The organism is Clostridium sartagoforme AAU1 (assembly GCF_000401215.1).
In the GTDB taxonomy this organism is placed as follows: domain Bacteria; phylum Bacillota; class Clostridia; order Clostridiales; family Clostridiaceae; genus Clostridium; species Clostridium sartagoforme.
The window spans coordinates 43,844-62,313 of record NZ_ASRV01000132.1 but is presented as its reverse complement, the minus strand read 5'-3'; the positions used below and the strand labels follow the sequence as shown (position 1 = coordinate 62,313).

The following is an 18,470-nucleotide window of genomic DNA, read 5'->3' as shown; positions in this document are numbered from 1 at the left end:
TAGTTTAACTTATATACTTTATTTTATTTATTATTATTTAGTAATATATTTCATTTCTGAAATTGTATGTCCTTATTATAGCTACTATAAAATCTTTCTTTACCTTTTATTTTTTATCTTCTATAATTAGGCTAAAGATTACAGTTTACTTTAAATCAATAAATTATAATTTTATGGGGGATTCCATTTATGAAATATACAATAAAACAAGTTTCTGAAAAAATAAAACTATCTGAACATACTTTAAGATATTATGATAGAGAAGGATTGATGCCTTTATTGAAGAGAAGTTCCACTGGCATACGACTATATACTGAAAATGATGTTAACTGGCTTGAATTAATTTGTTGTCTAAAAAATAGTGGAATGTCTTTATCTGAAATTAAAGAATTTATGAATCTTTGTCTTCAAGGTGAAAAAACTTGTGAAGAAAGAAAGGATATATTAGAACATCATAAGAAAGATATATTAAATCAAATTGAATATTTAAAACAAAGCTTAAATACCATTAATTATAAAATAGATCATTATAAAGAAATTGGAATTTTCCATATAGATTCACCCCTGGGGTCCAAATAACTTCCAATTTAATATTTTAATCCTAGAGGTGAGATTTTGTTTACTGTTAAGTAACCATTCTTCAATTTTATTTTAATTTATCCATAAGAAATTTAAACCTTGGGTTATCTCGAAGAAAATCTAATTCTTTATCTACTTTTAAAGAGTCTTTTATCATTTTTTCCATTTCTTCTATTCCATCTTCTTCTTTAAACCTCATATGTTGATAAAGTTTAGAATTTCTGGCGCATGTTAATGAATCAATTCCCTTTATTATTTCTTCTAAAGTTTCTATACTTTTATTCTTATCTTTCAATACTAAATAAATTGGCAATTTAGATGATGCCCCTATATATTTGCCTAAGTCAAAGTTATTTGCTACCTTATCTACTAATTCAGAATACTTTAATGCTTTTTCATAATTTTTTTCTTCACATAAAAGTGATATTAATTGCATCAAGATATTTATTACATTATTTATATACTGATATAACATTTTTTCATATATTTCATATGCTTCTTCATACTCACCTCGCTTAATAAACAAAGTGGCCTGTGTAGTTCTTTTATCAAAACCACTTGGAGGAATTTTATCTAATAATTTTTGTGCTTTTTCATACTCTCCTTTATTCATATACTCCTGTGATAGAGAGATTATTGCCATATTAGCCAATTCTTTGTTATTACTAAAAGTAACTATTTCAAACCAAGCTGTTATTTGCTTCTGATATTTTTCTTGTTCTGATACTGTTTCTACGCCCATAGCTAAATAAGCATTCATTATTTGAGCCACATATAAAATTAACTTATAACAATTAGGATACTCTTTAACCTTATTGCTAACTTTATTAAAAGTTTTTATATAACCCAAAGAGCTAATTTCACCTGAAATATCTTTAATAAATTGATTGATTTCTATATCAGTAAGATCATCTTTAAAAGAAAGTAAAGTATCAATATTTATATTTAGTATTCTTGCTAACGGAGCTAATAAAGTAATATCTGGATATGATATTCCATTTTCCCACTTGTTCACAGCTGGAGCAGTAACTCCTAGATGATTAGCAATCTGCTCCTGAGTTAAATTTTGTTCTTTCCTATATTTACGTATTACTTCATTAATTTTCATTTGAACATCTCCTCAATAAATTTAAAAGGCCTTTCCTATTTATACAATAGCAAAAGCCTTTTAAACTAACAAGTGAATTTATATCATGTTTTATTAAATAAAATTAACTGCTGGTTATATTATTTAATTTCTATTCTATTAATGTTAGAAACTTCTTTATTTACCTTAGTTAACATTACTTTAATTACTCCATTGTTAAAATATGCTTCTATTTTTCATCATTAAAGAAGCTGTACTAAACTTAACTTTAATACAGCTTCTTTCTAAATTTATGTTATTATGTGGCTTATACTTACTTTACAGTTTCTTTAGCTGTTGGAAGTATTACTTCTACTTCTGAATGTGGACGTGGAATAACATGAACTGAAACTAATTCTCCGACACGCTGTGCTGCAGCAGCACCAGCATCAGTAGCAGCTTTTACTGCTCCAACATCACCTCTAACCATAACAGTTACAAGTCCTCCGCCAACATATTCTTTACCTATTAAATATACGTTTGCAGCCTTAACCATAGCATCTGCAGCCTCTATTGAACCAACTAATCCCTTTGTTTCGATCATTCCTAAAGCATCATATTTCATTTTTAAATCCTCCTAAATTCTTTCTTTTTATTTAATATTTTTTTATTTTTTATATTATAATTTTTGAATTATAATCTACTTATAAGTTTATTTTATAATTTTTATCTTTGATTTTGAGTTAATATTCATAGCGTTTGCTTCTTCAGTATCAATATGACATTCAAGTATAGATGTATCATTTGCTCTAATGGCTACATTACTATAGATACCACCTCTTAAATCATCAAATTTTATAGACACTATTTGACCATCAGAAACACCAAAGTTAATAGCATCTTCTGGAGTCATGTGTATATGCCTTTGTGCAACTATTAATCCTTCTTCAATTTGTATAGAACCTTTAGGTCCAATTATAGTAATCCCAGGTGTTCTACATAAATCACCTGATAATCTTGTGTGCGGAATAACTCCAAGCTTAAAACAATCTCCAGTTAATATCTCAACTTGGCTTTTACTTCTTGTAGGTCCAAGAATTCTAACTTTCTCTATAGCTCCCTTAGGTCCACAAATAGTAACTGTTTCTTTACATGCATATTGACCAGGTTGTGATAAATCTTTTAATTTAGTTAGTTGATAATTGTCACCAAATAAAATGTTTAAATCTTTATGTGAAAGATGTACATGCCTATTAGAAACACCCACTGGAATTTCAGATGAATCACTTTTCACCTCTGTATTAACTTTTACAGCTTCCAATAACAGCTTCAATATAGCTTCACATCTATCTTCCATTTAGAGTTCCCCCTTCATGGCTTTTACTATTTGATTAACTAATTTCATAAGCTCATCATTATTAGTGACTGTACTATTTTCAGTACTAGTACTCTTTGACGAAGCTACATATTCAGCAGGACTTAATGTTCTGCATTGATTTTGTGTAGAATGACAGTTATCAGCAGTTTTTATACGATTAAAAGTTGGATCTGAAGAAGCTAATGTTGCACAATCTTTTAATCCATAAGCAACTCTCTTTATATTAACTAAATGCATTGGAGTAACATTTTCAGATACTGAGCTTCCTCCCCAAGTACCACATCCAAGTGTAAATGATGGCATTAGCCAGTACTTCCGCCAGTTCCCCCTTGACTTCCTCCTGTATTAACTAAAATACGAGCAGCTGGCTTTCTAGCAAATTTCATTACTAAATCTCTATCTTCTGTATGGATACTCATTGTATGTCCAATTCCATTTTGAAGTAATTTAATGCTCAATTCACATGCTTCATGCCAGTCTTTTACTGTATAGAATCCAAGTACTGTTGTAAGTTTTTCAAAAGATAATGGGTATCCTTCACCTACTCCATCTTGCTTTCCAATAAGTACCTTAGTACCGGCTGGTATAGATATCCCAGCCGCATTTGCTATGACTTGAGGTGATCTACCAACAAACTTAGCATTCATGTTGTGGCCATTTTTAAATAGTAAATTACAAACTTTATTAGTTTCATCTGTTGTCATGAAGTATCCACCCTGTTTTGTGAATTCTTCAACAACTCTATCATAATTACATTCTTCACATATAATTGATTGTTCTGATGCACAAATAGTACCATTGTCAAATGTCTTACTTGCAATTATATTTCTAACTGCTTGTTCTACATTTGCTGTTCTTTCTATATATGCTGGAGAATTACCTGCTCCAACTCCAAGTGCTGGCTTACCAGAACTGTAAGCAGCTTTTACCATGCCAGGTCCACCAGTAGCTATAATAATTGCAACTTCTTTGCTTTTCATTAATTCATTAGTTGCACCAATAGTTGGTGTAGTAATACATCCTATAATATTATTAGGAGCCCCTGCTTCAATAGCTGCATCATTCATTAGTTTAGCTGCCTTAATTGTACATTCTGCCGCAGATGGATGTGGAGAAAATACTACAGCATTTCTAGATTTAATTGCAATCATAGATTTAAAAATTGTAGTTGATGTTGGATTTGTAGATGGTATTATTCCCATTACTAATCCAACTGGTTCTGCAATTTCAATCAGCTTATTGATTTCATCCTCTTTAATTACACCAATAGTCTTCATATCTTTTATTGCATCATACAAAATTGTAGATGCCATATGATTTTTATAAGTCTTATCTTCAACTTTACCAAATCCAGTTTCTTCTACTGCCATTTGCGCTAAACATACTGAGTTTTCTTCAGCAACTTTAACCATATTACATAAAATTCTATCAATTTGCTCTTCAGTATAATCAGCAATTTTTTCTGAAGCAACTTTTCCTAATCTTGCAAGGTTTCTTGCTTCTTGTATAGAGCGTAAATCTCTATCAAAAGTTTCCATTTTGTCATTCCTCCTATTACAGTATTTATATATTGAAGTTATTTGTAATATTCAATTATTTTAGTTATTAATAACTTCTTACTTGCTTTGGAGATTGCTTTTCCTGTAATCTCTAAATCTTCATATTGACGAGCTAAACTTCTAAGTTCTGATAACTTAATCTTATTTAACACCTCAATAGCCTTTTCTATTCCATCCTTAGTTATTAGATCATCTAAGTCATTTTTTGGTAAAATATCTATATCTATTGGTAAAGAAACATTTGTTTCTTCATTTGAACTTTCCTTAGCTTCAGTACTTGTATTAGTATCATTATTGGTAATAAGATTCATATTATTTTCATCATGGACATTTACCTCACTATTATTAATACCATGAGTAATATCTAATTTTTCTATGGTAGTTGGTATATTTTTGATTCCAATAATACTATATAATTCTTCATGTGGACGTGGTATTACATGTTCTGAAACTAGTAATGAAGCATCTAGTTTCTTTACTGCTGCTACACCAGCTTCAACAGCCGCCTTTACTGCTGCTACATCTCCAGTTACCGCTACTGAAACAAGGCCACCCCCAACATAAGTCTTCTCAAAAATACTAACATCTGCTGCTTTTAACATTGTATCTGCACTTTCTATTGCTGCTAATAGTCCCTTTGTTTCTATTAATCCAAGTGCTTTCATAGATTAATCCTCCTAAAAGTTATGCTATAAAAGATCCGCCCAGTTTGCAGGATAAGTAGTATAGAATACTCTTGCTTTATCTGGTGAACTCCAAACTACCTTAGAACCTGATGGAACAAATAGTACATCTCCAGGGTATGCAGTATAAGTTTTTCCATTAATTTCAATTGTCAATGTTCCTTCAATTACGTAATCAATTTCTTCATAAGTTAATTCCCAATCAAACCGTGAATTTTCAATTGTTAAAAATCCAGCACTCATCTTAGATTCGTCCTTATTTACTAATTCTTGATAATAGGCCTTTGCATTTGGATTTCCTGTATCAAATACATCCATTTTAACTGTATTGCCTCTAATAACCTTTAATCCATCTTTATCGTTTTCAGAAACATATGGTGTGCTTGGCTTATTCAAACAATTAAGCATTTCTTGTAATAATCCTTTATCCATCATTGTCTTAAAGAAAGTCAATAGCATTTCGCTATCCATTCCATTTGTACATAAATTTTGTACTTCAGATTGTTTTACTTCACATCTATTAACTTCTGTTGAAAATTCTATTCCACTAGCTTTTGCCAAATCCTTAGCTGATGGTGTAATAATTACATCACTATCAACATAAAATTTTGTTTCACCTTGTTTTATTAAAGCTTCAACATCTTTTGCAACAATTAACCTCTTCATTTACTCACATCCTTTCATTATAAAATTAATTTTATACAATGTCTTTACTGATTTTTAAAGTAAAGACTGTAGTAATCTTTCAGATGGAGATGGTATAATCTCTGCATTAACTAGTAATCCCTTTTCTTCCATAATTGATTTTCCAGCTTCAATGCCAGCTTCAACTGCAGCTACATCACCAGTAAATGTGAAAAATGATTTACCTCCTAATCCAGTTCCTAATCTAAGCTCTATTGGATCTAAATTAGCTGCCTTTAAAACAGCATCTGCTGATATAACCATGTTAGCTATTGAAAAAGATTCTAGTATTCCTAGTGCCTGGATTCTATCAGGCATTGTTGCTCCTGTTATTGCAGGGAAAACCAATGGGCTCACATTTGGAATAATCATCGAATCGATCCAAAACTCTCCTGCCATTTTCTCTCCCACACTTACCGATTCATTTACAGCTGCAACATCACCATTAACTATTGCAATGTATTTTCCTGGGCAAACAGAGCTAGCTGTAACTATTTCAACTTCTGAAGTCTTAAGCATTTGATCTGTTGCATAAATTCCACGTGCAATACTTGTGAACTCAACCATTCCTATTGCATTAGCCACATTACTCCCTCCTTATAGTTATAAAATTATTTTCAATATCTGTAATAATTCCTGAAATACTAGCATGTATTGTAGCTCCTAAAGTTCCTTCTTTAATACTACCTATTAAATCACCAGCTTCAACATAATCACCTATATTTACATTAGAAATAGCTGGAGCGCCAACATGCTGTTGTGTAGCAATGCAAACTGTTTCAGGTTCTATCGTAATATCAGTCAAAGGAGCTGATTTATCAAATTCTCGTAAGCCCAACCTTGCAATAAGTCTCTTACTTGGTATTAATCTATATTCACGAGCTTGTCTTACTTCAAAATTATCTTTTGATGCTTTATACCTAATATTCTTTTCCATAAGCTGTTGCTTGAAATATAAATTTGCTGCTTTAGGATAAAGTCCAGCTGGACAAGAAAATAATTCACATAAATTACACTGGCAGCATAATTGAGCTATTTTTTGTCCTTCTACATCTTCAAGATTATATGCCATAGCCCTCATCATCTTATGAGGCTGAGTTCCATGTCCAAGTAAATAACGTGGGCACATATCTGTACACATTCTACATTGTTCACAAGAAGCTCTATTTACTCTTCGAGCTTGATTCATTTCAACAGACTTTTTACGTATTAATGGATGCTCCTTTTTTAGAATTACAAATCCCTTATTTTTCTTAGTTACATAACCATCTAAACTTTTCATTACAGGTCCCATCATAGGTCCGCCATCAATAACTGCATAATCATTAAAATTATCTATTCCACTAAGCCTTAATACATCAATAATTTTTGTGCCAATAGGAACTTTTAATGTTAATGGATTTGGTACATTTCCTGAAACAGTTATATACTTTTCTGTAACTGATTTTCCTATAGATGCATTATAAATATTTAAAGCTGTTTCACTATTTACAACTACACATCCAACTTGAATAGGAATACCTGCTTCTGGAACAATTCTTCCTGTAAGCTCATAAACTAGCACTTGTTCATCACCTGCTGGATATATATCTGGAAGTTCCTTTACTTCAAGTACATCTCCAATTTGTAGTTTTATAATTCTATCTCTTAATATAGAGATTACTTTTTTATGCTTTCCTTTTATTCCTATAATTCCTTTTTCTGCAGAAACAAGCTCTCTGGCAACTTCAAAACCTTTAATTATTTCATCTGGGAAGATTTCCATTAATTGTTGGTCAACTCTCAGAAGAGGTTCACATTCTGCTCCATTTAGAAGTACATATTCTGCCTTTGCTGCTAATTTAGCATGAGTAGGAAATCCTGCTCCACCTGCTCCAATAACTCCTGCATCCTTTACTTTATCTAAAAGACTCATAGTTATACCTCCTGAATTTATTTAAAATTACAATCTTCATCAATGATTCCTACAACCACCGCATCAACTGGTATATCGTCATTCCCTAACATCCTACGAGCAGAGGATCCGGTGCATATAATTACTCTATCTCCTATACCTGCGCTAATAATATCAACTACTATTAATCTTCTTCCTTCATTAATTCCACCTATTTCCTCAGCTAACATAAGTTTAAATCCACTTAAGGCTTCAGCTTTTCTTGTTGCCCACACGTTGCCAATAAGTTTTGCCGTTATCATAATGTTTTTCCTTCTTCCATCTTGATTTTGATTTCTTTAATTGCTGATTCAACAGAGGCTGTATCTCCAAAAATTGCAATTAAAATCATATTTTGTGGACAACTTCCTCTAACATCCTCAACTGTAACTCCAACAGCTTTTTCTGCAATATCTGCCGCACAAATCATTTCTATCATTCTTCCTTGAACAAGGCCAATTGCATCAGCACTATCTAAGTCAGTTTTACAATTTGTTCCCATACGTCGTCTTAGAATGTCTAAAGTACCTTCAGATGGCGATTTTATAATTCTAAACTCCATCCCCTTCACTCTCCTTATTCAATAATTTCTTTTGTACAACTAAGTGCTATACCAAGTGGTGTTACAAACATTGGATTATGAGGCTTATGAGTGTAAATCCCTGTTTGCTTTTCAATAATTTCTTCTATTCCAGTTAAGCAGCAAGTTCCGCCTACTAAAGAAATCTCATTAACATCATATCCATTTATATGTTGATTAATAATAGAAGAAACTTTTTCTACTACCGGCTTTAATACTGGAAGTAATTCTTTATGTCTTCTGTTATCTCTTTTAAACTTATCAGCTTCTGAAAAATTCATTCCATAGGCCCCTGATATAACTAATGAAAAATGAGTTCCACCAGTTGGTTCATCAGCAATATAAACTACTTTCCCATCTTTTAAAATAGATATTCCTGTTGTTCCACCACCTATATCAACAACTGCTCCATTTTCAATTTTAAGAACTTCATTTGCAGCAGTAGGTTCATCTAACAAATTTGTAAGTTCAAATCCGGCAGCTTGTACTACATTTTTAATTGCTCCTGAATCTAAGGCATCTGTTCCAGGTGGAATTGCTGCAGCAGCATAAAGTAGTTCCTTACCTAATTTCTCTTCAATTTCTTCTTTGAGCTCCCTTACAATCTTAACAGCTCCAATATAATCAACAACCATTCCATCACGTACTACATCTGCATATCTATAAGCACCTGCAACTGGCCTATAATTTTCATCTAATACAGCTATAACTATACACGCAGTTCCTAAATCAACACCTGTATAGTAAACCTTTGAATTTCCTACAATAGCCTTATCTATAACTTTTTCAAAATCATGAACAAGCTTGTCACAATATTCAAAAGTTAATTTCCCCTCTGACATATTTTCCCTCCAACAATTGAACAAATTATCTGAGATAAAGAGTTAATAATTGAGTTAACACTTTTTATAACATCCTGACCTAAATTATCATCTTTATAAAATTCAGAAAGATATAATTCTAACTCATGAACCTTACAGCGAAGTACATGCAATTTTAATATTTCATTACTTTTATTAAGTTGCATATGAAATTCTGTAATTTCGAAGCAGTCATCAATATCATCATAAAAATTAGTTGAGTTTATTCCTGTACATTCCTGACAGCTAAGTTTTTCTAACTCCTTTTCTCCTGCTATAAAATTTCTAATATTTGTGATTTTTTTACCTAATTCAATAATATTTTGAGATAATATAATATCATCCTTTAAAACATCACGGCTTACTACTAGAAATTCTGCTTCCATAGATTTTAATTTATAATAAAGCCTCTTCTTACATCCAATTTGCAATGTTTTTGATTCTTTTATATCATTAGCTTTTTTATTGTATGAAACTTCATCTGACATTCTTATTCCTCTATCAGATAGATATTGCTTTGCTCCAGGTGTAAGGCGCTCTCCTTGATTCAATTGATAAGTACTAAAAGGTTCTTTTTTATATAAATCTCTTAAATACTCTTCAGTAATAAATTTCATCATTGCCCCCTTTATTTTACCCACTTCCAAATAAATATTTTTTTAAAGAATCAATACCTATTCCTTTAGAAGAACTAATATGAAAATATGGTTCAGAAATTCCTATAAGCTTAAGTTTCTTTATACAAATCTCTTTATTTTCTTCCATCAAATCACATTTAGTTATTACTCCGATTACTGGACATCTAAAGGATTTTGCAAATCCATGAGGATATACATCTGTACATCTAGATTGATCAATTAAAATTAATACATGAGAGGCATCTTGAGCCGCTGCAATTATATGCTTGTACATCCAAGAATTTTCTATATATGATCCAGGTACATCAATTGTATTTTTGCCATAAATCATATCCTGTGTTCTTTTTAATTCACCATGGTAATCATTTAGTTCATTTACCAATGTAGTTTTTCCACATCTTGATGGACCTATTACCATTACTCGTTTCTTTCTCATGTTCTTGTTATAGGAGCAGTAGTAAATCCAAGTAAATTTTTCAATTTATCATTTACAGCATTAAGTGCCGTTTCAACGCTTTGTACATCACCATTTATAACTACAGATCCTGTAAAACGATCCAAGAATCCAATTTCAACATCTGCAACTTTTGTAGCAATATCTGCTGCAATAATAGCTGTTTCATAAGGTGTTAAAGTCAAAATTCCTATAGCTCCTTTTTCATCGATTCCTAATCGTTCATATATATCAGGCATTGGTGAAGCAATAACATGAGCAATTGTAATTTGTTTTCCTGGTACTGACTCTTGTATAACACGTTGTATATTTCTTTCAAGAAACTCTCCCATAAGCCTTACCTTCCATTTTATTATTTATTTGAAATTTTTAATGGCGAATCACTTTAACAGATAAATCATATTTTTTAATCCAGCTTTCAATTTTATTTAAATCTTCATTACTTAAGCTTGGATCTCCTTCAATTGGATATTCAATTCCTAATTGCTTGTATTTATTTACCCCCATTTTATGATATGGAAGTAAATCAATTCCTTTAAAATTTTTATAATCCTTAAAAGGCATTAAAAACTTTATAATATCTTCAATATCTTCTTTGTGATCATTTACTCCCTTTAATAAAGGCATTCTAATTTTAACTTTATATTTACGGCGAAGAAGTTCCTTTAAATTTTCTAATATTTGTTCATTTCTAACTCCAGTTAGCTCAAAGTGTTTATCAGAATTAATATGCTTTATATCAAAGAGAAATAAATCTGTAAACTCAGCAACTTTTAATACTGATTCTAGCTTGGCATATCCACAAGTTTCAATTGCGGTATTTATTCCTTCTTGTTTACATGCCATAAGTAAACTACTTGCTGCTTCTGGTTGCATTAAAACTTCACCACCACCTAAAGTGACTCCTCCACCTGAAGCTTCATAAAAAGCTCTGTCTTCCTCAACAATTTCTACAAGTTCAGAAATTGTTTTTACTTCACCAACTATAGATAATGCTGAGTTCAAACAAGCATCAACGCATTTTCTGCATCCAATACACTCTATATTACGATTTACCTCATGCTTTAAGCTTTCATTGGAAATAGTATGTATTCCAACAGGACAAACAGAAACACAAGCGCCACAATTTACACATGAATTGCTTTTAAACATAACTCTATATTTTTTAATCATTCCTTCAGGATTAGCACACCATTTACAACGAAGTGGGCATCCTTGAAAGAATATAAGAGTTCTTACTCCTGGTCCGTCGTACATATTGTATTTTTGTACATTGAAAATTGTTGCTTTTCGTTCGATTACTCCTAAGTTCTTATTTCCCATACTATTCAATCTCCAGTCTTTTTTATTGTCTTAAGCTTCAAAAATCTCCATATTCTAGAAGTGTGTAAGCATTGTTCTACTAATTATTTCATCTTGAACATCTTTACATAGTTCAACGAAGAATGCACTATATCCGGCCACACGAACAATTAAATCACGATATTGTTCTGGATGCTTTTGTGCCTCAATTAGCGTATTATTATCTAAATAGTTAAATTGAACTTCTCCAATTCCAAGAGTGCAAGCACTACGTAATAAAGTTATGATTCCATCTTCACCTTCTTTAGTATCAAGAAGTCCAGCTATAAGCTTAAAGTTATGAACCATACCAATATTCATATTGTCACAAGCCATTTTAGACACAGATTTTATTATTGCTGTAGGCCCTTTATAATCTGATCCTTGTGATGGACTTATTCCATCTGATAATGGCATCCATGCTCTACGCCCATTTGCTGTAGCTCCAGTTAATTGTCCAAATGGAGTATTATTTGAAATTGATAAAGTTCCATGACTTAATACAGAATACAATGTCTTGTACTTACGATGCTCCATTTCGGTAAAGTTGATTAAATCGGCAGCTATATAATCTGCATAATCATCATCATTACCGTACTTAGGTGCTTCTAAACAATCTTTCCTAATCTTTTCATATCCAATAAAATCAGCCTTTAGAGCTTCATTTAATTCTCTTAATGTATATTTTTTTTCTTCAAATACTAATTTTTTAATAGCAGCCATTGAGTCAGTATAAGTGGCAAGTCCACTCCAAACTACCCCTGGGCCAAAGTTATACATTGCTCCTCCAGCTTCAACACCTCTACCCTTTTCCATACATCCCTCATACATTATTGACATTAAAGGTTTTGGTGCTAGATCTTTATGCACTCTTTGTGAAATTACAGTTGCAACACTGCTCCATTTAGTTATATATTTTATTTGCTCCTTAACTGCATTCTCAAATTCTTCATAGGTTTTAAAATTATCTATGTTACCCATATCTGGACACACTTGTTTTTTATACCAAAGTGGTACTCCATTATTAAGAACAAGTTCAATACATATTGGCCATTGTGTATATGCTGTAGATGTCCATTGATATAATCTACCTGACTTTTGTGGTTCAACACATCCCATTAAACAATAATCTCTTGCGTCTTCAATACTAACCCCTTTTGCTAACATCATTTTTATATGAACGTCATCAAAATGACATGCTGGGAATCCCATTCCTGCACGAACTACATCAACTATCTTTTTAAGATATTTATGAGGAGATTTATTGTGAATACGGCATGCTAATGATGGTTGATAAATCTTAACATGACGAACAGCATCCATAAGTAAGTAAGTTAATTCGTTAGTAGCATCACGTCCATCTCTTGTAACTCCACCAACACACATATTTACAAATGGTTGATATCCAGCAAAGAATTTAGAACCTCCTTCACTTGTAATCCACATCATTTCAGACATTTTAATAAGCATACAACCTGCTAATTCAAATGCTTGGAAATCATTCATTCTTCCTGATTCAATATCACCTTTATAGAATTCATACATGTATTGGTCAACACGACCTATAGACATACCTGTTTGATTTTCTTCAACTACTAATAAAGATTCTATTGTCCAAACTGCTTGTATCGCTTCCCAAAATGTATTTGGTCTATGAGCAGGAACTCTTGCGTTAATTTCAGATATTTTTTCTAATTCTGCTTTACGTTTAGGATTTGTTTCTTTAGCTGCTAATTCCTTAGCATATTCCGATAAACGTTTAGCATAAATCATTACGCCTTCTGTGGTATCAATAACTGCTTTATAAAAATAAATTTTTTCTATATCCTCAGGGTTTTCATAGCTAAGCTTTTCCAGATTATCTTTTGCATCTTGTTGAATATCTAGCATACCCTTCTTCATTAGAATTACATCATAGCCTGGGTTTGAATCTCCTCCACCATTAATAGCATGATAAGAGCAATCTGAAACAAATGATTCTCCTGAAAGTTCCCAAACACCTGCTTCACGATATTGATCTTCACAATATTCATCAACAGATTTACCTGCCCAATATGGGAATAATTCTTCTTTCATAATTTTCTTATCTTCATCAGATATATAAAATGGATCTTGAGCACGATTTCCTATAGTATCAATTTCATCAACCATCCATCTCCATGCTATATCTGGAGAAAATGCACCAGCACGAGGTGCTCCACAAGGTGCCCCTACAATTAATTCATTATCTTGAATTACTAATGGTGCCGTTTCACAACAATACTTAAAACATTTAGCACGTAATAAAATCTTAGGCATACCTGGATTTTCTTTAGCTATTTTGGTAATAGCTCTTGCACGATGTGTTGTTATTGTTGGCACTTGTTTTAAATAATTTTCTTTTAATTTTACTAGACGCTCTGTAATTCCATCAGGAATTTTATCGCCTTCATCGCTTACTACTGTACTTGTAGCTGGTTCTTCTTTTATTATTTCTTTTGATATATTCTCAAACATCTTCATTAAAGAGGCTCTTTCTTCAGAAGACATATGTTGAGTAGCTTCCATAAATTTAGTTGAAAATTCACGAATATCCAAATCCTTACCTCTCATTTCTTATAAATTTTTCAAATTAATGACTTGATTTTTATTTAATATTTTCTAAAATTCTTTTTAGAACATTTTCAAGAAAATCTATATTGTCCAAATCATAATCCTTATTTTTTTCTGACACCTTAGATAGAGATACATTTTCTACCAATTGCAAATTAGCTATTTCATTAATTTTACGTATTCCATATCCAACCTTTCTGATATAGATTAAATTCATTGGCGAAACATTATCAGATGTCATTCCATGACCAGCTGAACCACTTCCTAGTGTCATTGATGGAAATAAATTAGTAGTTGCACCCATGCTTCCTAAAGCTCCAGGAGTATTTACTAATACTCTTCCTACTGGTTTTTTTAGTGCAAATTGACGGATAACTTCTTCATCTTTTGAATGAATAATCAAAGTATGTCCATGTCTTTCACTTAATAATAATTCAATACATTTTTCACATGCATGCATCCAATCATCTTCAATGTAATATGCTAATACTGGGCAAAGCTTTTCTCTAGAGTATGGATTACTCTTAGAAACATATTTTTGTTTTGAAATAAGAACCTTTATGTCTTTAGCTACACTAAATCCTGCTCTTTTTGCTAATTCTTGTACTGATTTACCAACCACGTCTGAATTAACACTTCCATCATTATTGAAAAAGATTAAGCCAAGCATATTTGATTCTTCTTCAGTCATAAAATATGCTCCACTTTTTTCTAATTCTTTTCTTACTTCAAACTCTATGCAGCTATCCACAACAATTGACTGTTCAGCAGCCGAAACAACTCCATTATCAAAGGTTTTGCTATCTATTATATCTTTAACAGCTTGTTTTATATCTGCTGTACGCTCTATAAATGCTGGGCCGTTACCAGTACCTCCATATATAACTGGTTTTCCAGATTTATATGATTCTTTTAGTAAACTTGGTACTCCAGTATTTATTATTAATGAAGTATCTTTATGATTCATAAGCTCTAATGTGCCATTATTTGTAACATTATGAAGGTAAGTAAGCGCTCCTTCTGGTAGTCCATAACCTTCTGCTGCACGAATCAAAATATCTAAAGTTCTTGAAATAGTATTTTTAGCCCTTGGATGAGGTGAAAATATAATTGCATTTCCTGATTTTATTGCAATCAAAGCTTTATATATAGTTGTTGAAACTGGACTAGTTGATGGACAAAAAGCAATTATTACTCCCATTGGTACACCTACATCCATAGTCTTATTTTCTTTATCTTCATTGATTATCCCAACACACTTTATATCTTTTAACCTGTGACCTAAATACTTGCAAACAAATTGATTTTTTATACATTTATCTTCCATTTTGCCGTACTCTGTTTCATCACAAGACATGATAGCTAGTTCGCATATATGCTTTTCTATTTCTTCAGTCATCCTTTCAACTATTTCATCAAGTTTTTCTTGAGAAAAAGTTGCTAATTTTTTTTGAGCTTCACGAGCATTTTCAGCAAGAATTCTCGCCTCTTGTATGGAGAGTAAATCGTTATCTATTATGTTCATTTCTTTCTCTCCTTTTCTTAAAAATAATTGTAATATACTCTTTTTTAAACTTAACTTTTTATTTAAGGCATTAAATTAGTAATTTTATATCTTTCAATGATTTTTTCTAAATCTTGATGTGGTCTTGCAATAACAACTGAACTATAAAGATTTCCACCTTCCATACTTTCAACTGCCTTTACTCCAGCCTCAACAGCTGTCTTGCAAGCTCCTACATCTCCACGAACTAATACCGATATATATCCTGATGCAACATTTTCATATCCTATAAGTTCAACATCCGCTGCTTTACACATAGCATCTGCTGCTTCTAAGACAAATACTAAGCCAAAAGTTTCAATTAATCCTAAAGCTTCATATCTTGCCATTTACACACCTTTCCTTCCATTAAAATTAAGAATCTATGTCATGTACTGAAACAATATCTCCAACTTCTCTAATAGGTCTTGGCATAACATTTTTAGCGGTTAACTTTCCAATTGCTGCAGCTGCTTCTGCACCAGCCTCCACTGCTGATCTAACTGCAGCAACATCGCCTTTTACCATAATTGTTACCAAAGTTGATCCAACATTTTCATACGATATCAGTTCAACATTTGCAGCTTTTAGCATTTTATCAGCTGCTTCAAGTGCAGGAACTAATCCTATTGTTTCTACAAGTCCTAAAGCTTCTTCACCATAATATCTCATTTATAATTACCTCCTCTCACATTTAGAAAGTTTTTATTATACTTTGCCTTAATTAAAAATTTCTAAATTTTTTAATTAACTTTTTAATCTTTAATATACCTGTTTATTGTTGCTGCACCATCTTCATGTGCATGATAATAAACTCTTAATTCACCATTTTTATCCATGTCAAATCTTGTTTCTTCAAGGAGTCCATTTGCTTCAGCTGTCATTAAAGCTGTAATTACATCCTTCTTATTAAGAGCTTTGAATTTACCGTACTGACCTTTTAATTCATTAATCACATCATCAGCACAAGCTTCTTCAACATTAGTAAAATACTTTAATATAGCATAATTAAGTGGTTTCATAATTATCTACCTCCTTATCATGATCTTTATTCTTCTTTTTGAATAAATCAAGTGGATTCATAGCAATAACTAGAATACCAAAAATCATAAGAACAGCTGCTATCCAAACTATTGGAGGCAATGCCCATCCATCCATTCCTGCAAATACTCCAAGAACAATCCAACAACAGAAAGGTCCCCAAAACGAATAAGTACCATTACATGCCATTCCAAGAGCAGCACCACACATACTGTTGCCGTTATACCAACACATGTATGAAACAAATGCACAAAGTCCACTTAAAGCAAACCAAATCATAGCAGAACCACTAGTGAATGCTTGAGTAACTAAATTAATTGAAAAACCAACACCATCTCCAAATATCATACCGAAGATAGGAACTAAAATTATTAGATTTGATAAACCTGAAGTTGCTTGACGTATTGTAATTCCAATTTCTGAATCAATCATTGATGTACCATATCCAGCAACACATCCTTCAAATCCCCATCCAAGAGCAGCTATAAAAGCAATACACAATCCAAGAAACATTCCTTCTGGAGCATCTCCCGAAAGGCTAGTACTTCCAATAAGGAAACTTGATGCAACACAGATTACAATACCTGCCATCATTCTTTTGTTCAATTCTTGTTTAAATAATATCCTGCCTAAAATAGCGCCAATAGCTGGGCAAAGTGCCGTAATTGGAATAACTATTGATCCAGCCATTTGAAGTCCAACAACATAAGCAGTACTTGAAATTGGTCCTCCAATCAATGCTGCTAAAATCATTACTCCACCTGGAGTTGTTCTAATACATCTAAAGAAATCACCAATTTTCCCCTTTATAGTTGCATAAGCAATCGCCCATACAGCACTACATGTATCATTTACTGCACTACCAAGGGCCCCTAACAAGTATGTAATTACAAGCACTGATAATCCTGTGTTGTTATCACCATACCAATCTGCCCAAACACCTTTCTTCATTCCAAGTGTCATAAATGCTGAATAAAATCCATACATAAGCCCTGAGAATAGTGCAATAGATATACCTTTTTTAAGAAAATTAGATGATAATTTCTTTTTAGCAGCAATTGCAGACGAATTAGCCACTCCTGACATTTCACTCATAAATAAAACTCCCTCCATTTAAACGTTATCACGTTTCGTTTTATATTATCATTAAATAAAGATTTATAATGATCATTTCAAGGGTTCTACAAATATAAAATATACTTATATAACCTGTTTAAATTTATGATTGATATAATTTTATCTATGGTTATTTAATATGTCTTGATTTAAAAATAGCTTTTTATCTTATGTTTTGTAGGTATTTTTTATTCTTGATTAAATTATATTCTGTTCCCCTTAGGGGAAAGTCAATATGAAATTATGCATATTTATATATAAATTTTAAGGCTCATATTTTTCGTATTAGCTTTTCATTTAATTAATTCTAAAACTTGGTAAATCCAAAGGTTTTATCTACTAATATTTGTTATTTTACTACATAAAATTTTATTCATATAATAACTTCAAATATAAAAAAAGCATTTTAAAAGATAAATCTAT

General features: G+C 31.7%; 21 protein-coding genes and 1 pseudogene. 1 reads left to right on the top strand and 21 read right to left on the bottom strand.

Features of this window, described 5'->3' with window-relative positions:
• The first annotated feature begins 189 nt into the window (after positions 1 to 189).
• Positions 190 to 579: a MerR family transcriptional regulator gene (locus A500_RS10710; RefSeq protein WP_016207605.1), complete on the top strand. Its 390-nt coding sequence runs from the start codon at positions 190 to 192 to the stop codon at positions 577 to 579.
• A gap of 67 nt (positions 580 to 646) precedes the next feature.
• Here the strand turns inward: A500_RS10710 and A500_RS10705 are convergent, their stop codons facing one another.
• The 21 genes and pseudogenes from A500_RS10705 to A500_RS10605 form a co-directional block, all read right to left on the bottom strand.
• On the bottom strand, positions 647 to 1,687 hold the full coding sequence (locus A500_RS10705; protein ID WP_016207604.1) for a helix-turn-helix domain-containing protein: 1,041 nt from the start codon (positions 1,685 to 1,687) through the stop codon (positions 647 to 649).
• A gap of 292 nt (positions 1,688 to 1,979) precedes the next feature.
• Positions 1,980 to 2,270, bottom strand: coding sequence for an ethanolamine utilization microcompartment protein EutM (gene eutM, locus A500_RS10700; protein WP_016207603.1), 291 nt, complete (start codon positions 2,268 to 2,270; stop codon positions 1,980 to 1,982).
• Positions 2,271 to 2,357: 87 nt separating this feature from the next.
• Positions 2,358 to 3,002, bottom strand: coding sequence for a phosphate propanoyltransferase (locus A500_RS10695; protein WP_016207602.1), 645 nt, complete (start codon positions 3,000 to 3,002; stop codon positions 2,358 to 2,360).
• Positions 3,003 to 4,561: pseudogene (locus A500_RS10690) on the bottom strand (acetaldehyde dehydrogenase (acetylating)). It abuts the gene before it with no gap.
• Positions 4,562 to 4,599: 38 nt separating this feature from the next.
• Positions 4,600 to 5,247, bottom strand: a complete 648-nt coding sequence (locus A500_RS10685; protein WP_016207601.1) for a BMC domain-containing protein — start codon at positions 5,245 to 5,247, stop codon at positions 4,600 to 4,602.
• A 24-nt stretch (positions 5,248 to 5,271) separates the two neighbouring features.
• On the bottom strand, positions 5,272 to 5,931 hold the full coding sequence (locus tag A500_RS10680; RefSeq protein WP_016207600.1) for a cupin domain-containing protein: 660 nt from the start codon (positions 5,929 to 5,931) through the stop codon (positions 5,272 to 5,274).
• Between the two features lie 54 nt (positions 5,932 to 5,985).
• Positions 5,986 to 6,534: a BMC domain-containing protein gene (locus tag A500_RS10675; RefSeq protein WP_016207599.1), complete on the bottom strand. Its 549-nt coding sequence runs from the start codon at positions 6,532 to 6,534 to the stop codon at positions 5,986 to 5,988.
• A gap of 1 nt (position 6,535) precedes the next feature.
• Complete coding sequence (locus A500_RS10670; protein WP_016207598.1) at positions 6,536 to 7,864, bottom strand: 4Fe-4S dicluster domain-containing protein; 1,329 nt, start codon at positions 7,862 to 7,864, stop codon at positions 6,536 to 6,538.
• A gap of 17 nt (positions 7,865 to 7,881) precedes the next feature.
• Complete coding sequence (locus A500_RS10665) at positions 7,882 to 8,145, bottom strand: EutN/CcmL family microcompartment protein (protein WP_016207597.1); 264 nt, start codon at positions 8,143 to 8,145, stop codon at positions 7,882 to 7,884.
• Entirely contained in the window at positions 8,142 to 8,444 is a 303-nt protein-coding gene (locus tag A500_RS10660) for a BMC domain-containing protein (protein WP_016207596.1), read from the bottom strand. The genes A500_RS10665 and A500_RS10660 overlap by 4 nt, the downstream gene beginning before the upstream one ends.
• Before the next feature lie 14 nt (positions 8,445 to 8,458).
• The gene (gene eutJ, locus A500_RS10655; protein ID WP_016207595.1) at positions 8,459 to 9,304 is read right to left on the bottom strand and encodes an ethanolamine utilization protein EutJ; all 846 of its coding nucleotides are present in this window, start codon (positions 9,302 to 9,304) and stop codon (positions 8,459 to 8,461) included.
• Complete coding sequence (locus A500_RS10650; protein ID WP_040436760.1) at positions 9,286 to 9,942, bottom strand: ATP--cob(I)alamin adenosyltransferase; 657 nt, start codon at positions 9,940 to 9,942, stop codon at positions 9,286 to 9,288. The genes eutJ and A500_RS10650 overlap by 19 nt, the downstream gene beginning before the upstream one ends.
• Positions 9,943 to 9,955: 13 nt before the next feature.
• Positions 9,956 to 10,396 carry a EutP/PduV family microcompartment system protein gene (locus A500_RS10645; protein ID WP_016207593.1) on the bottom strand — a complete coding sequence of 147 codons (441 nt, stop codon included), beginning with the start codon at positions 10,394 to 10,396 and terminating at the stop codon, positions 9,956 to 9,958.
• Positions 10,393 to 10,746 (bottom strand): BMC domain-containing protein, encoded by a 354-nt coding sequence (locus tag A500_RS10640; protein ID WP_016207592.1) that lies wholly within the window; start codon positions 10,744 to 10,746, stop codon positions 10,393 to 10,395. Before A500_RS10640 ends, A500_RS10645 begins: the two co-directional genes overlap by 4 nt.
• A 37-nt stretch (positions 10,747 to 10,783) precedes the next feature.
• The gene (cutD, locus tag A500_RS10635) at positions 10,784 to 11,737 is read right to left on the bottom strand and encodes a choline TMA-lyase-activating enzyme (protein ID WP_016207591.1); all 954 of its coding nucleotides are present in this window, start codon (positions 11,735 to 11,737) and stop codon (positions 10,784 to 10,786) included.
• Between the two features lie 54 nt (positions 11,738 to 11,791).
• Entirely contained in the window at positions 11,792 to 14,332 is a 2,541-nt protein-coding gene (gene cutC / locus A500_RS10630) for a choline trimethylamine-lyase (protein ID WP_016207590.1), read from the bottom strand.
• A 49-nt stretch (positions 14,333 to 14,381) separates the two neighbouring features.
• On the bottom strand, positions 14,382 to 15,872 hold the full coding sequence (locus tag A500_RS10625; protein WP_016207589.1) for an aldehyde dehydrogenase family protein: 1,491 nt from the start codon (positions 15,870 to 15,872) through the stop codon (positions 14,382 to 14,384).
• A 62-nt stretch (positions 15,873 to 15,934) separates the two neighbouring features.
• On the bottom strand, positions 15,935 to 16,240 hold the full coding sequence (locus A500_RS10620) for a BMC domain-containing protein (protein ID WP_016207588.1): 306 nt from the start codon (positions 16,238 to 16,240) through the stop codon (positions 15,935 to 15,937).
• 25 nt (positions 16,241 to 16,265) lie between these two features.
• Positions 16,266 to 16,562 (bottom strand): BMC domain-containing protein, encoded by a 297-nt coding sequence (locus tag A500_RS10615; protein ID WP_016207587.1) that lies wholly within the window; start codon positions 16,560 to 16,562, stop codon positions 16,266 to 16,268.
• 83 nt (positions 16,563 to 16,645) lie between these two features.
• Positions 16,646 to 16,912: a hypothetical protein gene (locus A500_RS10610; RefSeq protein WP_016207586.1), complete on the bottom strand. Its 267-nt coding sequence runs from the start codon at positions 16,910 to 16,912 to the stop codon at positions 16,646 to 16,648.
• Complete coding sequence (locus tag A500_RS10605; protein ID WP_016207585.1) at positions 16,899 to 18,026, bottom strand: membrane spanning protein; 1,128 nt, start codon at positions 18,024 to 18,026, stop codon at positions 16,899 to 16,901. The genes A500_RS10610 and A500_RS10605 overlap by 14 nt, the downstream gene beginning before the upstream one ends.
• Between the last annotated feature and the right edge of the window lie 444 nt (positions 18,027 to 18,470).